This window comes from Siansivirga zeaxanthinifaciens CC-SAMT-1 (assembly GCF_000941055.1).
GTDB classification, from domain to species: domain Bacteria; phylum Bacteroidota; class Bacteroidia; order Flavobacteriales; family Flavobacteriaceae; genus Siansivirga; species Siansivirga zeaxanthinifaciens.
Genome location: NZ_CP007202.1, coordinates 1,362,808 through 1,384,773, shown reverse-complemented (window position 1 = coordinate 1,384,773; position 21,966 = coordinate 1,362,808). Strand labels below are relative to the sequence as shown.

The following is a 21,966-nucleotide window of genomic DNA, read 5'->3' as shown; positions in this document are numbered from 1 at the left end:
AACAAATACGAATTATCACTGTTTTTAATACATATAATAGTATATTTCTTTAATTATTTTTCAACAAATCATTACATTTGGTTACATACTTAATAATTTATGGCTAACAATAATCTTTTTTCTTCTTACGACAAACTCAATTACACGTGGGATGAAATGTACAATGAAAATGCAGAGTTTAGACCTCAATACCAAAGATTTATTGAGTATCTAAAAAATTCATCAGTAGAAAAACTCTCTAAAAAAGAAGACTTATCGAAACAGTTATTCATGAGTCAAGGTGTAACCTTTACCGTTTATAACGATAATGAAGGTATTGAGAAAATTTTCCCTTTCGATATTGTACCTAGAGTTATTACTGCATCTGAATGGGACAAAATAGAGCGCGGAATAAAGCAACGACTTAAAGCTTTAAATCTTTTTATAAAAGATATTTATAACGAACAATTTATTATAAAAGACGGTATTATTCCTGGCGAATTAATTTACTCCTGCCCAAACTTTTTACGTGAAATGAAAGGCGTAAAAGTACCGCATGATGTATATGTTCACATATCGGGTGTCGATTTAATTCGTAATAACGATGGTGAATTTTATGTTCTGGAAGATAATTTAAGAACTCCCTCTGGTGTGAGTTATATGCTAGAAAACCGAGAAATATCCAAAAGGTTATTTCCTGGGATTTTACCTGAAAATGGTGTGAGATCGGTATCTAACTACCCAAACATGCTGTACAAAAAGCTCAAAGAGCTTTCTAACATTGCCGATCCAAACGTGGTTCTTTTAACACCTGGTATTTATAATTCTGCCTACTACGAGCATACTACTTTAGCGCGACTCATGGGTATCGAATTGGTAGAAGGTAGCGACTTGGTAGTGAAAAATCATTTTGTTTACATGAAAACAACCAATGGTTTAAAACAAGTTGATGTTATTTACAGACGTGTCGACGACGACTTTTTAGACCCGTTAGAGTTTAATGCTGCCAGTGTTTTAGGTGTGGCGGGAATCATGTCGGCTTACCGCAAAGGAAACGTAAATATTGTTAATGCACCGGGTACCGGAATTGCCGATGACAAAGCAATATATATTTATGTTCCAGACATGATTAAATATTATTTAGACGAAGAACCTATTTTAAAAAATATTGAAACCTATCAATTAGGAAGACCAGACGAACTTGAGTATGTTACCAAAAACATTAAAGACATGGTTATTAAAAAAACCGATGGTAGTGGTGGTTATGGCATGTTAATGGGTCATGAAGCTTCCGATGAGGAGATTAAAGATTATCTAGAAAATGTTGCAAAAAAACCAGATAACTTTATTGCGCAACCTATATTAAGACTATCCACAGCACCTTGTTTTATAGATGGTAAACTTACACCTCGCTGTATCGATTTACGTCCGTTTGCCCTTATGGGGAAAGATGGTATTGACATATGCCCTGGAGGTTTAACAAGGGTAGCGCTTAAAAAAGGCTCGTTGGTTGTAAATAGTTCTCAAGGTGGTGGCAGTAAAGACACTTGGGTTTTAAAATAATTTGAAAAAATAAATATATGTTAAGTAGAGTAGCAAATAATCTTATTTGGTTGAGTAGATACATGGAGCGTGGTAATGGTATTTTAAGTTTATTAAAAATAAATTTTTATGCCAATCAAGACTCGCCAGAATTATTTTCATGGACGCCAATAATTAAAAACTTTTCATCATCTGAAAATGAATTTGAAACAGAAGATGCTATAGAATGTATAGATTATATGGTTTTTAACCTAGGCAATTCTAACTCGCTTCTAAATATTGTAACAAGAGCCAGAGAAAATGCCCGAAGTGTGCAAGAACATATCTCTAGAGAAACCTGGCTGTGTGTAAATAATTATTATTTATACATTACAGATAAAGATTTACCACGCAGACTTAGAGAAGAAGATCCTATACACTTTTTGGAAGAATTAAGAAAACACCATTTAGTGTATTACGGCACTTCCGATATCACTCAAGAAAGAGGACCATCGTATTACTTTATGAATGTTGGCAAATTCTTAGAACGTGTGATTCAAATTTCAGATTTTACAGCACTAAAACTTCAGGAAATAGCCAATACTTCCGATAGTTTAGAAAAAGGTTTTTACTGGAAAAATTTGCTTCTATCTATTGGAGGGTATCAATTATATCTAAAAACTCATAAATCCACCTTTAATGAAGAACATATTATTCAAATGGTTTTTCAGGATAAATTGTTTCCTCGATCTGTATATTATTGTGTAAATAAACTAAACAGACTTATACACCAATTAATTGATTCGAACGAGTTAGAGAAAAATAATCTAGATTTCTTGCTTGGAAAACTGGAAAGCACCATAAAATACACAACCATTGATAACATAAACAATCAAGGTCTGAATAACTTTATAGAAGGCATCAAAGAAGACATAAGAAACATTTCAATGAATATTAACTCTGTTTACTTATCTCAAATTAATTGATTTAAAATTACTTATGGGAACTTTTTATATTAAACATATTACGAAATACACTTACGATAATCCGGTTATAGATGGTGCTAATTTAATTAGACTTCATCCTATAAATGATGCCTATCAATCGGTTACTTCGCATTATTTAATTGTTACAAATAATGCTTTTGTTGAAACCTATACCGATTTTTATAAAAACATCGTAGGCACCTTTATGCTTACCGAACCCATAAAAGAACTTTATATTGAATCTAATATTGAAGTAAATACAACTCCCAGACCTTATCCTATTGATACTTTAGACCCTGCAACGCAGTGGGAGGCCTTAAAATCTTTAAAATATGATGGCGATTTTGTAGATTTTTTATCCCACAAATCGTTTACTGGAACCCCTGATTTTTTAAAAGTTATTGAAGATTTAAACATTACTGAAAAAACCCCTTTTCAAGTAACTACAGAGCTTTGCGCTTTCGTTTATAATACAATAAAATATACAAAAGGGGTTACGAAGGTAGACACATCTATAGACGAGGCTTGGGCATTAAAAGCAGGCGTTTGTCAAGACATAACCACCATAATGCTAAAAATTGTACGTATGTGTGGTATTCCTGCAAGATATGTTAGTGGTTACATTTGTACAAACGATAATAACACACGTGGTGAAGGCGCAACTCACGCTTGGCTTGAAGCCTATATTCCTTCTTATGGATGGTTTGGTTTTGATCCTACAAATAACACATTTGCCAACGAAAACCATGTGCGCTTAGCGGTTGGAAGAGATTATTCTGATTGTGCACCGGTTAAAGGTGTGTTTAAAGGAAAAGTAGATGCCGATTTATATGTACTTGTAGAAGTAAGCACTACAAAACAAACAGATGTAGTAAAATTACCAGAAACGCCTGTGTCGTCGATAAAAAATAATAGTTTTAAGCACAACCTAGAACGTATACAACAGCAACAGCAGCAACAATAATATAATTTATTTGATATTATTTCTTCCTATCTATAACATAATCCACCATAAGTTTTAGTGAATTTTTATAGTCCGATTCGGGATATTTATCAAGTATTTTAATGGCTTCTAATTGAAACTCTTTCATTTTTAAAATGGCATAGTCTAAACCACCATTGATTTTCACATAGTCTATAACCTGCTTAACACGTTTGGTGTCTTTATTATGATTTTTAATGGAGTTAATTAACCATTTTTTATCTTCTTTACTCGCTTTGTTAAGCACGTAAATTAAAGGGAGTGTCATTTTTTGTTCTTTAATATCGATGCCTGTTGGCTTACCTATTTGGTCGTCACTATAATCGAATAAATCATCTTTAACTTGAAAAGCCATCCCTATAAGCTCGCCAAATTTTCTCATAACCTCAACATGTTCCGATTCTGGTTTTACCGATGCAGCACCCAAACTACAACATGCAGCTATTAAAGTGGCTGTTTTTTGCCTAATAATTTCGTAATATATAGCTTCTGTAATATCTAATTTTCTGGCTTTTTCTATTTGCAGTAATTCGCCTTCACTCATTTCCCGAACGGCAATTGAGATAATTTTAAGCAAATCGAAATCGTTATTATCAATGCTTAAAAGCAGGCCTTTTGAAAGTAAAAAATCGCCAATTAAAACGGCTATTTTATTTTTCCACAGTGCATTAACAGAGAAGAAACCGCGTCTGCGATTGCTATCATCAACCACATCATCGTGCACTAAGGTAGCGGTATGTATTAACTCAATGACCGAAGCACCTCTGTAGGTGCGTTCGCTAACTTCACCATGCGATACCATTTTAGAAACCAGAAAAACAAACATAGGTCGCATTTGTTTTCCTTTTCGATTTACAATGTAGGTTGTAATTCTGTTTAGTAACGCTACTTTACTAGACATGGATAATAAGAACTTTTGTTCGAAAAGTTCCATTTCATAAGCTATAGGCTGCTTTATTTGTTCTACTATTTTCACAGATTTACTTAACTTTTATTAGCCAATTGCCCACAAGCGGCATCTATATCTTTACCTCGACTTCGGCGTACATTTACTACAATTCTATTTTGCTCTAAATTAGTAATATAATTTTCTAAAGCCTCGTTCGATGCCTGTTGAAATTCTCCGTCGTCTATAGGATTGTATTCAATAATATTTACTTTACAAGGCACATATTTACAAAACTTAACAAAAGCATCTATATCTTTTTGTTGGTCGTTAATACCTTTCCAAACAACATATTCGTAACTAATTTTACGTTTGGTTTTGGCGTACCAATATTCTAGGGCTTCTCTAAGATCGGCTAATGGGAAGGTTTCATTAAATGGCATTATTTGTGTTCGCACCTCGTCTATGGCAGAATGTAAGGATACGGCTAAATTAAATTTAACTTCATCGTCTGCCATTTTTTTTATCATTTTTGGTACACCCGATGTTGAAACCGTAATGCGCTTTGGCGACATCCCCAAGCCTTCATCTGAAGTAATTTTATCGATGGCTTTTATAACATTCTTATAATTCATTAAAGGCTCGCCCATTCCCATAAAAACGATATTGCTAAGCGGACGGTTAAAGTACAATCTGCTTTCGTTATCGATGGCAACTACCTGGTCGTAAATTTCGTCTGGATTTAAATTTCGCATACGTTTTAAACGTGCTGTGGCACAAAAACGACAATCGAGACTACAACCAACCTGACTGGAAACACAAGCCGTAGAACGGGTGGCTGTTGGAATTAATACAGACTCGACTATTAAGCCATCGTGTAATTTCACGGCATTCTTGACCGTGCCATCGCTACTGCGCTGCATGGCATCGACCTTTATATGGTTTATTACAAAATGGTCTTCAAGCATTTGGCGGGTTTCTTTCGATAGGTTTGTCATATCGTCGAAGCTATGAGCTGCTTTTTGCCATAGCCATTCGTAAACTTGATTCCCTCGAAAGGCTTTATCGCCTTGTGATTGAAAAAATGCTCTTAACTGATCTTTAGTTAAGGCGCGAATATCTTTTTTATTCTCTGCCATAAGTATTGCAAAAATAAGCAAACGATTAACTATTAACCATTTTTGATTGATGAATTTAACTTGATGTTGGTATTTGCATTAGCGGTTGCAGCGGCATCCTTTTTTTGAGGTACGAGAAAAAAGATATAGCGAAAAACGCGACCCGATAGGGTAATGCCCAAAACAAAAAATTTAATATAAAACGACGTGTTTTAAACGTACCATAAATGAAAAAGCCTTGAATTAACAAGGCTTTTTAAGTTTTATAAAATTAGCATGGCGTCGCCATAACTGTAAAATTTGTATTTTTCTTTTACGGCCTCTTCGTATGCTTTTTTAATGAAATCGTGACCTGCAAAGGCAGAAACCATCATTAAAAGGGTCGATTTTGGCGTGTGGAAGTTAGTAATCATGCAGTTTGCGATACTAAAATCGTATGGTGGGAAAATGAATTTGTTTGTCCACCCTTCGATTTCGTTTAGTTGCCCGTTTGATGATACCGAACTTTCGATAGCGCGCATTGCGGTTGTACCCACAGCACAAACACGTTTTTTGTTTTTAATACCAGCGTTTACTATTTCTACAGCTTTTTCGTCAATTTTAAGCTCTTCGCTATCCATTTTATGTTTAGATAAATCTTCTACCTCAACTGGATTGAAGGTTCCTAAACCTACGTGGAGAGTTACTTCGGCAAATTTTACGCCTTTAATTTCTAAACGTTTAAGCACGTGTTTAGAAAAGTGTAAACCTGCGGTTGGAGCTGCTACAGCACCTTCGTTTTTTGCATAAATAGTTTGGTAACGCTCTTCGTCTTCTGGTTGTACTTCGCGTTTTATGTATTTTGGAAGTGGTGTTTCGCCAAGTTCGGTTAATTTTTTACGGAACTCGGTGTATGAACCATCGTATAAGAAACGTAGTGTACGCCCTCTTGAGGTTGTGTTGTCTATAACTTCAGCAACTAAGGTATCGTCGTCTCCAAAGTATAATTTATTTCCAATTCTTATTTTACGAGCTGGATCTACCAATACATCCCATAAACGTTGTTCTTGGTTTAATTCTCTTAATAAAAATACTTCGATTCTTGCTCCGGTTTTTTCTTTGTTTCCGTATAATCTTGCTGGAAATACTTTGGTATTGTTAAGAATTAAAACATCGTCTTCATCAAAATATTCTACAATATCTTTAAACATTCTGTGTTCGATGGTTTGTTTTTTTCTGTCTAAAACCATTAAACGGGATTCATCTCTGTTCTCTGCTGGGTATTCAGCTAATAATTCTTCTGGCAGGTTAAAACCAAAGTTAGATAATTTCATAAATAAAACGTTTTTATTTAAATGAAAATGAGTTTCATTTTCTGTTACAAAGGCTGCAAATATACAATCTGAAAGTAGGCCTTGTCAAGTAAATGAATGATTATTATTTAGTTATTTTAAATCCGATAGATTCTAGATCGTCCCAAAAGGTTGGATACGATTTTGAAACCACTGCGGCATCCTCAATAATAAGCGATGTTTTTAATGCCAAAGGTGCAAAAGCCATAGCCATACGGTGGTCGTTATAGGTGGCAATAGATATATTTTCTTTTATTGTGTTTGCAGGAGATAAATGCAGAGACTCGTTGGTAATGGCTACCTCGCCTCCTAATTTTTCTATTTCGGTTTTTAAAGCAACTAACCTGTCGGTTTCTTTAATTTTTAGGGTGTGTAAGCCCGTTAAATCGCATGAAATACCCAAAGCAAAACAGGTTACTGCAATAGTTTGTGCAATATCTGGAGCGTTTTTTAAATCTAATTTAAGAGGTTGTAACCTTACAGGCTCCTTTTTTAAAGTTAGTTGATTATTACTAAAGGTAGACGAAACACCAAAATGTTTGTAAATATCAACCAACACCGAATCGCCTTGTAGTGAATTCTCTTTGTATGAAGAAATGGTTATTTCTGTCCCTACATCGCTTATAGCCAACAAACTAAAATAATAAGATGCCGAAGACCAATCTGATTCTACCACCAACGTTTTTGGTTCTAACACATTTTTATTTGGCTTAACGGTTATTACGTTTCCAAAGAAATCTGTTTGCACGCCAATTTCTTCTAAAAGACTAAGGGTCATTTTAATATAAGGCACCGAAGTTATCTCTCCTTCGAGGGTTAATTGCAAACCATTTTCTAATTTTGAAGCTATTAAAAGTAATGCCGAAATATACTGACTACTTACATTGGCTTTTAAAGATACTTTGTTTTTAGTTATTTTTTTTCCCGTTATTTTAATTGGCGGATATCCTGCATTTTCAACATACGCAATATCTGCACCAAGCTCCTGAAGCGCCTCTACTAAAATTTGTATAGGACGTTCTTTCATTCGTTTAGAACCAGTTAAGGTAACCTCACGCCCTTCTTGAATAGAAAAAAATGCAGTTAAAAAACGCATCGCTGTACCGGCATGATGAATATCTATAACATTAGACGTTGAAATTAATGCATTGGTCATTAAATTACTGTCGTCTGAATTTGAAATATTTTCAAGTAAAAACTGCGGGTACAAAGCTTGCAGTAGTAATAATCTGTTAGATTCGCTTTTAGAACCTGTTATATTTATAGATGATTGCTTAGCAATATCTGTTTTATGAAGTGTAAAATGCATACTAGTAAATTATCTTTTTTTAAAGAAGTGGCTAATTTACTTTAATTTTTCGTTATTCTGATGCCTATCGTGGTCACGCTTTGTTTTTAAATCTAATTTTTTATCGAAAGCAGCCTGTAAATCGATGCCTGTTTGGTTTGCCAAACACAAAACAACAAAAACAACATCGGCTAATTCTTCGCCAAGGTCTTTACTTTTATCGCTTTCTTTTTCGCTTTGTTCACCGTAACGTCTTGCAATAATACGTGCTACTTCTCCAACCTCCTCGGTTAATTGCGCCATATTAGTTAGCTCGTTAAAATATCGTACACCGTGGTTTTTAATCCAGTTATCTACTTCCTGTTGCGCGTTTTGAATATTCATTTTAAATTTTAGTTAAAACTATTTGTTCCGATTCTTTTTCAATTAGTTGGCTAAAATACGCTTTAAAAAATTAAATATTAGCTTTTAGTAATCAATGCGACTTTTACATTATCGTGCTTAGTCACTTCTTTATAAAACAACCTAAAAGGCTCGTAATCTTCTTTTAAATATTCGCCATCATTAACAATAAAAGTTCTGTTATAGATTATGGTAGCAGCGTCTTTAATAGTAAATTTTGCCTCGTAACTACCAAATTTATTATTTATAACAATATTTTTAGGAAGAGCTTCAACAGCATAACCAGATGGTAAATTAATTTCAACCTCATCGCGGTCTTCAAATCCTCTTTTAATAATTAAAGGCTGCTTTCTCTCTCTATAGCGATCTGGAATGTGCGTATTTCTATTTAAAACATTTAATGGTAATAGCATGCGATTTCCAACTATTTTAGAATAATTTGCGGCTTCAAAATCGACTTCTTCAATAAAAGTAATTGCATTTTTATCGTTGGAAATATTAATTTTATTGACACTTAAACTGTTAATATATTTCCATCTTTTTTTATAGTAAGTATCTAAATCTCTCTCGGTTTCGGTTTCTAACCAATATTTATCGTCATATTGAATACCTTGAGACAACACATTAACTTTAACTTTAATGCCTCCTGAAGCTGAAAGGATACAAGACCCCGTGGTTTGTTGGATATTTTCTTTAGTCGCATATTTTTTTGTATGCTGAATTTTACCGCCATCGGGTGTAATAACCAAAACATCGCGATCGTCTGTAAAATCGCCAATAAACCCAAATGGTAATTTCTGACTGGTACATTCTAACCACACGGTATTTTCGTTATTAGGAATAGATAAAATAACATGATTACCTTGTACCGAAGCAAAATCTTTTTCTAAACATCTTTGGGTGGAACCTGCATAAACAACCGAATAATTAGAGGGTACATTAACGGCTTTCAATAAAGCCATGGTATAATTTGTTAAGGCTTTACAATCGCCATATCCTAATTTATCAACCTCTGAAGCTTTGAAGGGTTTCCAGCCTCCAATGCCAACCTGCACACTAATATACCGCACCTTATCTTGAACATATTGATATATTATTTTTGCTTTTTCAATGGAATCTGTTTCGTCTTTAACCAAATTAGTAACTGTGGCAATTGTAGTTTCAGGTAAATCGTGGGTGTCGCTTATTAAATCGTTGTACATCCACTTGCCAAACGTTTCCCAATCGTCTACTTCGGCATAAAAACCTTCTAGTGTAAATTGTTTCGTTGCGAACAAAACTTTAGGTGCCATATTAAAGAAAGCCGGTCCGTATTCTTCTGGTTTGTAAGCCTCGATATTTTTGGCCTTATAAACTATTTGCCCTGAGGTCTCCTCTTTTTCAATTTGGAAGCTATCTATATTTTTTTCTTTTTTTCTTACATCTAAAGTTTGAGGATAAACGATGCTATACTCACTGTTTTCAACACTTACAAAACTTTCACTAACAGGACTAAAAGACGGAATAAATGCGGTATTTTTTGTTACGGTTTGGCAAATAAATTCTATGGTGTATGGATATGCTACGGGAGTATATTCTAAATATTTTACTCTGGAATCGCTGTAAAGTGTCCCGCCATCAACGGCACTCACATCTTTAAAATCGTTTTTCTTTATACGATTAATTTGAGCACCAAAATCGTTATAAACGTGAACTTCTAATTCTTTAATTTTTACATTATCGTCGTAATGAACAAAAGCATCAACAGCATTATTTCCTTGTTTGTTAAGAACAGTAACAATACGTTTTTCGGTTACAACCATTTCGCTAGAACTTTCTAACGCTATTTTCATATCACTATACCGAATAACAGCATTAGCATTTTTTGTAAGGTTAGCCGGAATATTAAAACTGGTATAAAATTTTTCTTGAGAAAAAGATGAAAAAGTAACTAAAAATAGTACGTAAATAAGGTGCTCTTTTATGTACATAAACCACTTATAAAGATTTAAATCTAATAATTATTCAAAAAATTAACAGAGAGAAAAACCTCGAATTACTAAGTGGCTTTTGTTAAAATTCTTATGCTAAATATAAAAAATAATTTTTATATCCTGTTTTTAGAATCAATAATTATAGTTACCGGACCATCGTTAAGCAGTTCAACTTTCATATCGGCTGCAAATTGCCCGGATTGAATGGGTTTTCCTAAATCTTTCGTCAACGATTCTAAAAAAGAATGGTATAAAGGAATAGCAATATCTGGCTTTGCGGCTTTAATATAACTGGGTCTGTTGCCTTTTTTTGTGGCTGCATGCAGTGTAAACTGACTTACAACTATGGCATCGCCATTTACATCTATTAACGATTTGTTCATTACATTGTTTTCATCACCAAAAATGCGAAGATTTACAATTTTGTTTGTGAGCCAAGTAATATCTTCTTGGGTATCTTCATCGACTATCCCTAATAGAATTAACAAACCCGTATCTATTGAAGCTACCGTGTTATTATTTATTACTACGCTGGCTTTAGAAACTCTTTGAACAACTATTTTCATAGCATTAATTTATTCGCGCTCCCAATTATCTGTTCTGTAATGCTCGTCTTCGCCCTCTACTATTTGCACATAACTGCGATATCGGGAAAAAGCAATATCATCATTTTCTAACGCTTCTTTTACGGCGCAATTTGGCTCTTTAATATGTAAGCAATTATTAAATTTACAATCTTGTTTTAAAGCAAAAATCTCTGGAAAATAATCGCCCACTTCTTCCTTTTCCATGTCAACCACCCCAAATCCTTTTATCCCAGGAGTATCGATAATTTGTCCCCCAAAACTTAAATCGAACATTTCTGCAAAAGTTGTTGTATGCTGGCCTTGCATGTGTAGGGTAGATATGGCTTTGGTTTTTATGTTTAAATCGGGTTCAATGGCATTTACCAAAGTCGATTTGCCAACGCCAGAATGTCCAGAAAACATACTCACTTTATTATGCATGAGGTCTTTTACTTTGTCGATATTTTTTCCCGAAATAGCCGAAACACCTATGCATTCGTAACCAATTTTACGATAAACGTGAGCAAGATATCGCACTTCGTTTAGGGTTTCTTCGTCATAAACATCAATTTTATTAAAAAGTAAAACCGTTTTAACCGAATAAGCATTCGCAGTTACCAAAAACCTATCTATAAAACTGGTTAGGGTTGGAGGGTTATTAATAGTTATCATTAAAAATACCTGATCGATATTAGATGCTATTATATGTGTTTGTTTCGATAAATTAACCGATTTTCTAACAATATAGTTTTTACGGTCGTGAATATTATTAATAATTCCCGACACTTGATCGTTGTCTGTTTCCAGTTGAAAATCGACATAATCACCTACAGCAATGGGGTTGGTACTTTTAATACCTTTCATACGAAATTTACCTTTTATACGGCATTCATAGGTCTCACCCAATGCGGTTTTAACGGTGTACCAACTTCCTGTAGATTTATAAACGAGTCCTGTCATATCTGCTTCAAAAGTAACGTAAAAAAATAATTTTATCTACTTCAAAATATTTTATATTCGTATTTAAAACTTTAAACCCCGTATTATGAAAAAAATTTTATTTGCCTTTTTAATGCTTATTACCTTCAACTCAAATCTTTTTGCTCAAGTTGAATACAAAATTATAACCAGTGTAGAATCTATTATACCAAGTGGTTTAGGAAGATCTCGATTAATTTCTGCTGAAGAAGAAAGAAATTACAAAGATTTTACTTCGGAACAAACTGAAGAAGACCATACAAGAAATAAATCAGATCGTGGTGATATTCGTGTAAAGGATTTTGAAGAAACAAAGCTTTTGAATTTTTATAATATTGCAGGTATTCGTTTTCAAAATATAGCTGCGAATGATGCGGTTGTAAGTTCTAAAATAAACACGATGGTTTCTGAAGGATGGGAACTTGCTTTTGTTACCAGTGCGGTTGAAAGTGATGCCGGAAAAGATGATAACCAAGGTATTTTTATTACAAGATATATTTTTAAAAGAAATAAATAAAGCATAAAAAAAGCCTCGTTAATACGAGGCTTTTTCATTATAAAAACTTTGGTTTTTAACCATTTAAAATCTTTTCTTGATGATTGATAGATTCTTGGTGAATAGCTTTAAACATTTTTAAAACAAACTCCTCACTTAAACCTACTGCTTCGCCTTCAAGTACCATTTTACCTAGAATTTCATTCCATCGTTTCGATTGTAAAACAGCCACATTTTTTTGTTTTTTAAGTGCTCCAATGCCATCGGCAGCTTTCATTCTTTTACCTAACAACTCGATAATTTGGTTATCAATAACATCTATTTGAGTTCTTAAAGTTTCTAAAGATTTGTTGTATTCTGCTTCAGAATCTGTTTCTTTTCTTATTTTCAAATCTTTCATAATTTGAACCAAAGTAGATGGCGTTACTTGTTGAGACGCATCACTCCAAGCGTTTTCTGGATCGTAATGTGTTTCAATCATTAATCCATCAAAATTTAAATCTAAAGCTGTTTGAGATACATCAAAAATCATATCGCGTTTTCCAGTAATATGAGACGGGTCGTTAATTAATGGAATGTCTGGATATTTATTTTGAAACTCGATAGCCAATTGCCATTCTGGATTGTTTCTGTACTTTGTTTTTTCGTAAGTAGAAAACCCTCTGTGAATAGCTCCAATATTTTTTACACCTGCTTTGTAAATTCTTTCAATACCACCTAACCATAAAGCTAAGTCTGGATTTACAGGGTTTTTAATTAAAACTGGTTTATCTGTGCCTTCTAAAGCATCGGCAATTTCTTGCATAATAAACGGACTCACCGTAGAACGTGCACCAATCCATAATAAATCTACGTCATGCTCTAATGCTAATTTTACGTGAGCTGCATTAGCAACTTCGGTACAAATTTTCATTCCGGTTTCTGCTTTTACTTTTTGTAACCATTTTAAACCTAATGCTCCAACGCCTTCAAACATACCTGGTCTAGTTCTTGGTTTCCAAATACCTGCTCTAAAATAACTTACATCTGTATTTTTAAGCTCGTGAGCTATTTTTAATACTTGCTCTTCTGTTTCAGCACTACAAGGTCCTGCAATTACTAGCGGATGATCTAATTTTAAATCATCTAACCAGGTTCTCATTTCTTTTGTGTTTTCCATAATTTTAATACTTAACTAATTCCTTTTAAAATGTCTTTTATGTGATTGGTGTTTTTCATCTCCTTATAAATGGCGTCAAAATCGTTGGCCTTCATAAGTTCCTTAAAATGGGTGAGATTATTAATATACTCTTCTAATGTTTCAATAACATTTTGTTTGTTTTGCTCGAAAATTGGCGTCCACATCTCTGGTGAACTTTTTGCCAATCGCACGGTTGATGCAAAACCACTGCCTGCCATATCAAAAATGTCGCGTTCATTTCGTTCTTTATCGATAACCGTTTTACCTAACATAAACGAACTTATATGCGATAAATGCGATACGTAAGCAATGTGCTTATCGTGTGCTTCGGGATTCATGTATCGAATGCGCATGCCAATAGCTTTAAACAGGTCTAATGCTTTTTCCTGAAGTTTAAACGTGGTTTTTTCTACCTCGCAAATAATATTGGTTTTTCCAACAAATAAACCACTAATAGCGGCACTCGGACCCGAATATTCTGTTCCTGCTATGGGGTGCATGGCTAAAAAGTTTCTTCTTTTTGGGTGATTTTCGACCACTTTACAAATATCTACTTTTGTAGATCCTGCATCGACCACTAAGCCTGTATCTGAAATTCTATCTAAAACCGATGGTAATATTTTTACTGTAGCATCAACAGGTATAGCTATAATAACCAAATCTGCTTTAGCAACATCATCTAAAGTTGCCTTTTTATCTATTAAATTTAAAGATAAGGCTTCATCTAAGGTACTTTCTTTTCTGCTTATACCATGAATAACAGCATCTGGATGTAGTTTTTTAATATCTTTTGCAAGACTACCTCCTATTAAACCGATTCCTATTATGTATATATTTTTCATTACGCTAAACCTATAACTTAAAAGGTTCTATAATTTTATTCTGTTAATTGATTCCTGGAACACCTCTGTTGAAGCACACAATGAAAAACGAATGTAGCCTGCTCCTTTGGTTCCGAAAATAATTCCTGGCGTTATAAACACGTGTTTGTTGTAAAGTATCTCATCTATAAACGCCTCTGCATTAATACCTTCTGGTAATTTAGCCCAAACAAAAAGTCCGGTTGCATTTTTATCGTAAGTACAGTTTAAAGCGTCTGCCAGTTTCCAGGCTAAATCACGACGTTCTTTATATACTTTATTAAGGGCATCGTACCAGTCGCTTGAACTTTTTAAAGCTTCAACAGCCCCTTTTTGGATGCTATAAAGCATTCCAGAATCCATGTTGCTTTTTACTTTTAACACATGATTTATATGAGTACTATCGCCTACCAACATACCAACGCGCCACCCAGCCATATTGAAGGTTTTACTAAGCGAATTTAACTCTAAACACACATCTTTAGCGCCTTCAACCCCTAAAATACTTGTAGGATTGTTGCTTAAAATAAAGCTGTACGGATTATCATTTACTATTAAAATATTATGCTTTTTACCAAAGGCTACTAAATCTTTAAATAAATTTTCGCTGGGCTGTGCTCCCGTTGGCATATGTGGATAATTTACCCACATTAATTTTACCTGACTCAAATCTAAAGCTTCGATGGCCTCGAAATCTGGCAACCAATTATTAGTTTCGTCTAACTCGTAAAAAACAGGTTTTGCACCTACTAAATTGGTAACCGATTGATAGGTTGGGTATCCTGGATTGGGAATTAACACCTCGTCACCTTCATTTAAATATGCCATAGAAATATGCATAATACCTTCTTTACTTCCCATTAACGGCAGCACCTCGTTTTGAGGGTTTAAGTCTACCGAAAAATGCTCTTTATAGAATCCCGCCATGGCGTCTCTTAATTCCGGAAGCCCTTGATAACTCTGGTATTTATGCGCATTAGGATTTGATAAACCAGCCTTTAATGCCTCTACCACGTTTGCTGGTGGTTGCATATCTGGGCTACCAATCCCTAAATTTATAATAGGCTTACCGGCTGCTAAAAGCTGTCCAACTTCTCTTAACTTTTTAGAGAAGTAGTATTCTTCAACGGTTTGCAATCTGTTAGCTGGTTCAATCATAACTTTGCATTTTTATATTCTCCCAACACTTTAAATCCCTGCGCCATAATATCTATTAAGGTTTTTGCTTTTTTAAAATCTTCATAAGATTCGAATGTTACATCAACAAAAAAGGCATATTTCCAGGGCTTTTCAATTATTGGTAAGGACTGTATTTTTGTTAAATTAAGTTTACAATCGCTCATTACATTTAAGATAGTTGCCAAACTACCTCGTTTATGGTCTGCTTCAAATTTTATTGAAGCTTTATTGATATCATTTTCAGCTACTTCAGCATTTTCACGATTAACAATAACAAAACGTGTTTCGTTATGCTTTATGGTTTGTATGCTTTTTGCTAATATTTCTAATTCAAAAATTTCGGCAGCCGTAACACTTGCTATCGCTCCTATGCCTTTAATTTGCTGCTCATGTATGCGCTGCGCTACTTCTGCAGTATCCTTATCTTCCACTAATTTAATGTGCGGATATTGTCTAAAAAACTCCTTACACTGCAATAAAGCCATTGGATGCGAATACACTTCTTTAATATCGTCTATGCTTTGATTAGGCAGAACCATTAAGTTATGCTGAATATCCAAATAATGCTCTCCAATAATATGAAGCTTAAATTTATCTATTAAAGCATAATTAGGAATAATTGAGCCTGCTATAGAGTTTTCTAACGCCATAACAGCAGCATCACATTCTTTACTCATTAAAGAATCTACCAAACTATCGAATGTATTACACTCTATAGTTTCAACGGGTTTAGCAAAATATTGTTTAGACACAATATGATGAAAAGACCCTTTTACGCCTTGTATAGCTACCGTTTTAATCAAAGTTTAATTTTTAAAAACTAATTGTTAATTTGTTTTGCTTTTAACATTAAAAAAAAAGTCTCGATTTTCATCGAGACTTATATTCTAATTTATGTTTATAAATTATACATACAACGCCTCGTTCCTTTTGCTAAAAAAGAAATAAAACCAGTTGTTAAAATATGTATAATATACTGTTGTTGTCATAATTACGGCGCTAAAGTAATTAATTATTTAAGAAATAAAAATACAATAAAAACTTTTTTTCAATTTTATGAAAAGTTTTAAAGATTTTACACCAAAATGCAAATTACGTTAGATTATCATTATTTTTGAACAAACAAATTTAAATATGTCTATTGAAGTAGTTGGAGTTTCAAAACGATACGGAAATCAGAAAGCATTAAACAACATTAGTTTTCAAATTGAAAAGCCAGAAATAGTTGGTTTTTTAGGTCCTAACGGGGCCGGAAAATCGACCATGATGAAAATTCTAACAACGTTTTTGCCTTTTGATGAAGGCACGGCAAAAGTAAACGGTGTTTTTGTAAACGAAAACAAAACGTTGGTGCAGCAAAGTGTTGGCTATTTACCGGAACATAATCCGTTGTATTTAGACATGTATGTTAAAGAATATTTAAGCTTTAATGCCTCTGTTTACAATGTAAAAAAAGAACGTATTGAAGCAGTCATTCAACTTACAGGCTTAACACCCGAAGCTCATAAAAAAATAGGCCAACTATCTAAAGGGTATCGCCAGCGTGTTGGTTTGGCAAATGCATTACTACATGATCCAGAAGTTTTAATTTTAGATGAACCTACCACCGGTTTAGACCCCAACCAATTGGTTGATATTAGAAACTTAATTAAAACTATTGGGGAAACGAAAACGGTTTTTCTATCTACTCACATTATGCAAGAAGTAGAAGCCATGTGCGACCGAGTAATTATTATAAATAAGGGTGAAATTGTAGCCGACAAAAAACTCAAAGAACTATATGAAGGAAAAGATCAAATTGTAGTTGTGGAGTTCGATTATCGGGTTGAAGATGCGTTTCTATTAAAACTTCCTAAAGTTAAATCGGTTAAAAACACCCATGGTTTTATTTACGAAATATCCTTCTCTACATCGCAAGATATGCGTGGGCATGTGTTTGATTTTGCACACGATAATCAATTAAAAATTTTACAACTCAATCAAAAAAATAGCAGCCTAGAAACACTTTTTAGAGATTTAACTTCTTAAAAGATTAATTCAGCTAATTAATAATTTAGGAAAGGATGTTGTATTACTCATGCTCTAGTATGACAAAAATCATCTTTACCGAAATGTAAAGGTGTTAATTTTGCTATGAATATTTAAAATAAGAGATTAATGTTTAATGATTATATTTAAATTATAATCGATTGTATTTCTTCTTTAAACTACAAATAAAAAATAATGAGTAAAGGAATTTATGTAGCAACCATCGAACCAAATAGCGGAAAATCTGTCGTTGTTCTTGGTTTAATGCGCATGCTTTTAGGAAAAACGGCTAAAGTTGGATATTTCAGACCCATCATAGAAGATGTAGAATCTGGAGACATGGACAACCATATTAGTACCGTATTATCGCACTTTGAAATTGATATCAATTATAAAAAAACCTTTGCCTTTACCAGAAATGAAGTGCTCGATCTTTATAACCAAGGACGTTCTGGTGAAGTTATTGATGAAATTATTAAGAAATTCAAAAATCTTGAAGAAAAGTTCGATTTTGTTTTAGTTGAAGGCACCGATTTTTCTCATGAAAATTCAAGTATCGAATTAGATTTAAATATTTTAATTTCGAAAAATTTAAGTTTACCTGTTATAATTGTTATTCAGGGAGACAAAAAAGAATCAAAAGAAATTGTAGATAGTGCACAACTAGCTTACGACACCTTTAAACAAAGTGTCGATGTGCTTTCGCTAATTACAAACAAGGTTAATATTGAGGCCATCGATTCTTTAAAAACGCTACTAAAAGAACGTATTAGTAACAATACCGATATTACTGTTATTCCAAAAATACATAGCTTATCGAGTCCTACGGTAAAAGAAGTTGTTACCGCTTTAGATGGCAAAGTTCTGTTTGGAAAAGAAATGCAAAACAACCTTATTGAAAATTTTAGTGTTGGCGCCATGCAATTACGAAATTACCTCACGCATTTAAAAGAAAATGCCTTGGTAATTACTCCAGGAGACCGAGCCGATATTATTTTGGGGGCACTACAGGCAAATATTTCGAAAAATTATCCTAAGATATCGGGTATTGTTTTAACGGGTGGCTTAATTCCAGAAGAGCCTATTTTAAAACTAATTGAAGGACTTTCAAGCGTTGTTCCAGTTATTAGCGTTAATGCAGGCACTTATTTTGCTACCAACAGTATTGGTAATATTCGCTCTAAAATTTATGCCGATAACACCGAAAAAATTGCAACTTCGATTGCCACTTTTGAAAACCACGTAGATACCGATAAATTCGCTGAAAAATTAGTAACCTTCAAATCTGAAATATTTACACCACGAATGTTTCAATACAACTTATTGCAACGTGCTTTAAAAGACAAAAAACACATTGTATTGCCCGAAGGCTATGACGAACGTGTACTTCGTGCTGCAGCCCGTTTAATAAATGCACAGGTTGTAAACATCACGCTTATTGGAGAAGATGACAAAATAAAAGAACTGGTCGATAAATTTGATATTTCACTAGATTTAAATGAAGTGAATATTGTTTCTCCTACCAAATCTGAGCATTTCGACGATTACGTAAATACTTTTTACGAACTAAGAAAACATAAAAACGTTAACCTAGAAATGGCACGAGATGCTATGGCAGATGTATCTTATTTTGGTACCATGATGATTTATAAAGGTCATGCCGACGGGATGGTTTCTGGTGCTGCACATACCACACAACACACCTTAAGACCGGCCCTTCAATTTATTAAAACAAAACCTGGTGTTAATATTGTTTCTTCTATTTTCTTTATGTGTTTAGAAGACCGTGTTTCTGTGTTTGGTGATTGTGCTATCAACCCAAATCCGAATGCTCAAGAATTAGCCGAAATTGCCATTCAGTCGGCGCAAACAGCCGCCAATTTTGGAATAGACCCTAAAGTCGCTATGCTTTCATATTCATCTGGAGCTTCTGGTAAAGGCGCCGATGTAGAGAAAGTGAGAGAAGCCACCGAAATTGTAAAAACTAAAAATCCTGATTTAAAAATAGAAGGTCCTATTCAATATGATGCGGCTGTAGATATGCGCATTGGTAAAAGTAAAATGCCTGATTCTGAAGTTGCTGGTAGTGCTAGCATATTAATTTTTCCCGATTTAAATACCGGAAACAACACCTATAAAGCGGTACAACGCGAAACGGGTGCCTTGGCCATTGGTCCTGTTTTACAAGGATTAAACAAACCTGTAAATGACCTGAGTCGAGGTTGTACTGCAGACGATATTTATAGCACCGTTATTATAACAGCCATTCAAGCACAAGAAGAATAAAATTATGCAAGTATTAGTTTTAAATTCGGGAAGTTCTTCCTTAAAATTTCAATTATTTTCAATGCCATCTGAAGCTATTTTATGTTCTGGTTTAATAGAACGTATAGGCGCAACAGATTCCAAATTTATTTATAAAACCAGTGCTGAAACCTTCGAAATTGAAACCGAAATTTTAAACCATAAAGCCGGTTTAAAACTTTTAGCCAGTAAGCTTTTAGATGAAAAAACTGGCATTATTAAATCGGCCGACGATATCGCCATTGTTGGACATCGTGTGGTTCATGGTGGAAAACATTTTAGTAAAACAACCGAAATAACCGCAGATGTTAAAGCTAAAATAGCCGATTTATCTTCATTAGCGCCACTGCACAATCCAGCGAATTTAGAAGGGATTGAAGATGCTGAAACCATATTTAAAAATGCAAAACAAGTAGCGGTTTTCGATACGGCATTCCATCAAACCATACCAGAATATGCTTATAAATATGCAATACCTAATGCGTTTTTAGATAAAAATCATATTCGTTTGTACGGTTTCCACGGTACCAGCCATAAATACGTTTCAGAGAAAGCGATTGAATATTTAGACAAAGAAAATTCTAAAATCATTTCAATACATCTTGGTAACGGGTGTAGCATGACGGCGATAAAAAACGGAAAAAGCATAGACCATTCTTTAGGGTTTTCTCCAGTAAACGGACTCATAATGGGCACACGTTCTGGCGATGTTGATCCTGCTGTAATTTTCTATTTAGCCGACAAATTAGGTTATACTCTACCCGAAATTAACAACATTCTTCAGAAAAAAAGCGGTATGCTTGGACTTACCGGGTATAGTGACTTAAGAGACATTGAAAGCGAAGCGGCGAAAGGAAACAGAGATTGTATTCTGGCACTTCAAATGAATGTGTACCGCATTAAAAAATACATGGGCAGTTATGCGGCTATTTTAAATGGCTTAGATGCTATTATTTTCACGGCTGGTATTGGAGAAAACTCGATGCTTATGCGAAAAATGATTTGTGAAGATTTAGATTTTCTAGGCATTAGGTTGGATGTTTACAAAAACGGTATTCGTTCTAAAGACATTAGATCCATTCACGACGAAAATTCTAAAGTAAAAATATTGGTTATACCAACTAACGAAGAGTTAGAGATAGCTAAACAAGCGGTCGATCTATTTAAAAATTAATCGGCCCTTATACAATGCCTCGACATTAATAACAGGTGGTTTATTAACAGAAATAACATTTCCTACACCTACTATTATACCTGTTATTGATTGTTGCGGATTTACAATCATATCATTAGAACCCCTGTTCCAAAACGTCACCTCTTGGGCTATTAAATTTTCGCCTTCAAATCGCGAACTTCCTGCAGAAAACGAAACATCTAAATTATTTGTTTTACCAGAAACAAAACAGTTTGAAGCTCCATTAAAAAGAACATAAAACGAATTGTTATCTATTTCCAAATTAAAATTACCAACGGCAAAAGCATTTGGTTGCGAAAAATTTTCAGATAAAATTCTTAATAAAGGATAGGTTAAAACCCCATCGGAGCTGATGTCATATTGTGTAGAACTTCTAATTTCGGTAATATTAGGTGCTGTAACATATACTTTTGTAACGCCATAGCTTCGCACATAATTACAGGTATTATTGTCGGTTAACACCAATTGATTATCTATAACCTCAGCGACGACATCGTTAAATAAATTCTTACCAGTTTCAACAATTATTTTTTGCGGCAAACCTTCTTTTAAAATCAATTCGACATCCCGATTTACCAGAATTTTATTAAAACTACCCAAAGAGACTTCCTCCTGAATAATAGCACCAGTTTCCTGAAAACAATCGCCTGAATTCTCATTATCACATGAAAACAAAAAAACTAATATAAATATGTAAATTAAGTTTTTCATAGT

General features: G+C 33.9%; 20 protein-coding genes. 7 read left to right on the top strand and 13 right to left on the bottom strand.

Annotated features, from left to right (window positions below; translation table 11 throughout):
- Window positions 1–99: 99 nt before the first annotated feature.
- From AW14_RS06100 to AW14_RS06090, 3 genes are read left to right on the top strand one after another with little or no spacing between them, the layout of a single operon-like run.
- A complete protein-coding gene (locus tag AW14_RS06100; protein WP_044638012.1) occupies window positions 100–1,542 on the top strand; it encodes a circularly permuted type 2 ATP-grasp protein in 1,443 nt (480 codons plus the stop codon).
- A gap of 17 nt (window positions 1,543–1,559) precedes the next feature.
- Window positions 1,560–2,486, top strand: a complete 927-nt coding sequence (locus AW14_RS06095) for an alpha-E domain-containing protein (protein ID WP_044638011.1) — start codon at window positions 1,560–1,562, stop codon at window positions 2,484–2,486.
- A 13-nt stretch (window positions 2,487–2,499) separates the two neighbouring features.
- Complete coding sequence (locus AW14_RS06090) at window positions 2,500–3,450, top strand: transglutaminase family protein (protein WP_044638010.1); 951 nt, start codon at window positions 2,500–2,502, stop codon at window positions 3,448–3,450.
- Window positions 3,451–3,466: 16 nt separating this feature from the next.
- Here the strand turns inward: AW14_RS06090 and AW14_RS06085 are convergent, their stop codons facing one another.
- The 8 genes from AW14_RS06085 to rsgA form a co-directional block, all read right to left on the bottom strand.
- Complete coding sequence (locus AW14_RS06085; RefSeq protein WP_044638009.1) at window positions 3,467–4,444, bottom strand: polyprenyl synthetase family protein; 978 nt, start codon at window positions 4,442–4,444, stop codon at window positions 3,467–3,469.
- An 8-nt stretch (window positions 4,445–4,452) separates the two neighbouring features.
- Window positions 4,453–5,493, bottom strand: a complete 1,041-nt coding sequence (gene rlmN / locus AW14_RS06080; RefSeq protein WP_044638008.1) for a 23S rRNA (adenine(2503)-C(2))-methyltransferase RlmN — start codon at window positions 5,491–5,493, stop codon at window positions 4,453–4,455.
- Between the two features lie 242 nt (window positions 5,494–5,735).
- Window positions 5,736–6,785 carry a tRNA preQ1(34) S-adenosylmethionine ribosyltransferase-isomerase QueA gene (gene queA, locus AW14_RS06075; protein WP_044638007.1) on the bottom strand — a complete coding sequence of 350 codons (1,050 nt, stop codon included), beginning with the start codon at window positions 6,783–6,785 and terminating at the stop codon, window positions 5,736–5,738.
- A 103-nt stretch (window positions 6,786–6,888) separates the two neighbouring features.
- Entirely contained in the window at window positions 6,889–8,112 is a 1,224-nt protein-coding gene (locus tag AW14_RS06070; RefSeq protein ID WP_044638006.1) for a 3-phosphoshikimate 1-carboxyvinyltransferase, read from the bottom strand.
- Between the two features lie 36 nt (window positions 8,113–8,148).
- Entirely contained in the window at window positions 8,149–8,475 is a 327-nt protein-coding gene (locus tag AW14_RS06065) for a nucleotide pyrophosphohydrolase (protein ID WP_044638005.1), read from the bottom strand.
- 77 nt (window positions 8,476–8,552) lie between these two features.
- Window positions 8,553–10,463: a DUF3857 domain-containing transglutaminase family protein gene (locus AW14_RS06060; RefSeq protein WP_044638004.1), complete on the bottom strand. Its 1,911-nt coding sequence runs from the start codon at window positions 10,461–10,463 to the stop codon at window positions 8,553–8,555.
- Between the two features lie 116 nt (window positions 10,464–10,579).
- A complete protein-coding gene (gene dtd, locus AW14_RS06055; protein WP_044638003.1) occupies window positions 10,580–11,032 on the bottom strand; it encodes a D-aminoacyl-tRNA deacylase in 453 nt (150 codons plus the stop codon).
- A 9-nt stretch (window positions 11,033–11,041) separates the two neighbouring features.
- On the bottom strand, window positions 11,042–11,992 hold the full coding sequence (rsgA, locus tag AW14_RS06050) for a ribosome small subunit-dependent GTPase A (protein WP_044638002.1): 951 nt from the start codon (window positions 11,990–11,992) through the stop codon (window positions 11,042–11,044).
- 85 nt (window positions 11,993–12,077) lie between these two features.
- On the opposite strand from rsgA, the gene AW14_RS06045 reads away from it, so the two are divergent.
- On the top strand, window positions 12,078–12,527 hold the full coding sequence (locus AW14_RS06045) for a hypothetical protein (protein WP_044638001.1): 450 nt from the start codon (window positions 12,078–12,080) through the stop codon (window positions 12,525–12,527).
- Window positions 12,528–12,582: 55 nt separating this feature from the next.
- Here the strand turns inward: AW14_RS06045 and AW14_RS06040 are convergent, their stop codons facing one another.
- From AW14_RS06040 to AW14_RS06025, 4 genes are read right to left on the bottom strand one after another with little or no spacing between them, the layout of a single operon-like run.
- A complete protein-coding gene (locus tag AW14_RS06040) occupies window positions 12,583–13,665 on the bottom strand; it encodes a bifunctional 3-deoxy-7-phosphoheptulonate synthase/chorismate mutase type II (protein ID WP_044638000.1) in 1,083 nt (360 codons plus the stop codon).
- Between the two features lie 11 nt (window positions 13,666–13,676).
- Window positions 13,677–14,528 carry a prephenate dehydrogenase gene (locus AW14_RS06035; RefSeq protein ID WP_044637999.1) on the bottom strand — a complete coding sequence of 284 codons (852 nt, stop codon included), beginning with the start codon at window positions 14,526–14,528 and terminating at the stop codon, window positions 13,677–13,679.
- 27 nt (window positions 14,529–14,555) lie between these two features.
- On the bottom strand, window positions 14,556–15,704 hold the full coding sequence (locus AW14_RS06030) for a pyridoxal phosphate-dependent aminotransferase (protein WP_044637998.1): 1,149 nt from the start codon (window positions 15,702–15,704) through the stop codon (window positions 14,556–14,558).
- Window positions 15,701–16,528 carry a prephenate dehydratase gene (locus tag AW14_RS06025; protein ID WP_044637997.1) on the bottom strand — a complete coding sequence of 276 codons (828 nt, stop codon included), beginning with the start codon at window positions 16,526–16,528 and terminating at the stop codon, window positions 15,701–15,703. The genes AW14_RS06030 and AW14_RS06025 overlap by 4 nt, the downstream gene beginning before the upstream one ends.
- Window positions 16,529–16,859: 331 nt before the next feature.
- Here AW14_RS06025 and gldA point away from each other — a divergent pair, with 331 nt between their 5' ends.
- The 3 genes from gldA to AW14_RS06010 all read left to right on the top strand — a co-directional run bounded on the left by gldA (window position 16,860) and on the right by AW14_RS06010 (window position 21,231).
- On the top strand, window positions 16,860–17,753 hold the full coding sequence (gldA, locus tag AW14_RS06020) for a gliding motility-associated ABC transporter ATP-binding subunit GldA (RefSeq protein WP_044637996.1): 894 nt from the start codon (window positions 16,860–16,862) through the stop codon (window positions 17,751–17,753).
- 195 nt (window positions 17,754–17,948) lie between these two features.
- Window positions 17,949–20,039: a phosphate acetyltransferase gene (gene pta, locus AW14_RS06015; protein WP_044637995.1), complete on the top strand. Its 2,091-nt coding sequence runs from the start codon at window positions 17,949–17,951 to the stop codon at window positions 20,037–20,039.
- A 4-nt stretch (window positions 20,040–20,043) separates the two neighbouring features.
- On the top strand, window positions 20,044–21,231 hold the full coding sequence (locus tag AW14_RS06010) for an acetate/propionate family kinase (protein WP_044637994.1): 1,188 nt from the start codon (window positions 20,044–20,046) through the stop codon (window positions 21,229–21,231).
- On the opposite strand, the gene AW14_RS06005 is transcribed toward AW14_RS06010, so the two are convergent.
- Window positions 21,217–21,963 (bottom strand): head GIN domain-containing protein, encoded by a 747-nt coding sequence (locus AW14_RS06005; protein WP_044637993.1) that lies wholly within the window; start codon window positions 21,961–21,963, stop codon window positions 21,217–21,219. The two genes, AW14_RS06010 and AW14_RS06005, sit on opposite strands and share 15 nt — an antisense overlap.
- Between the last annotated feature and the right edge of the window lie 3 nt (window positions 21,964–21,966).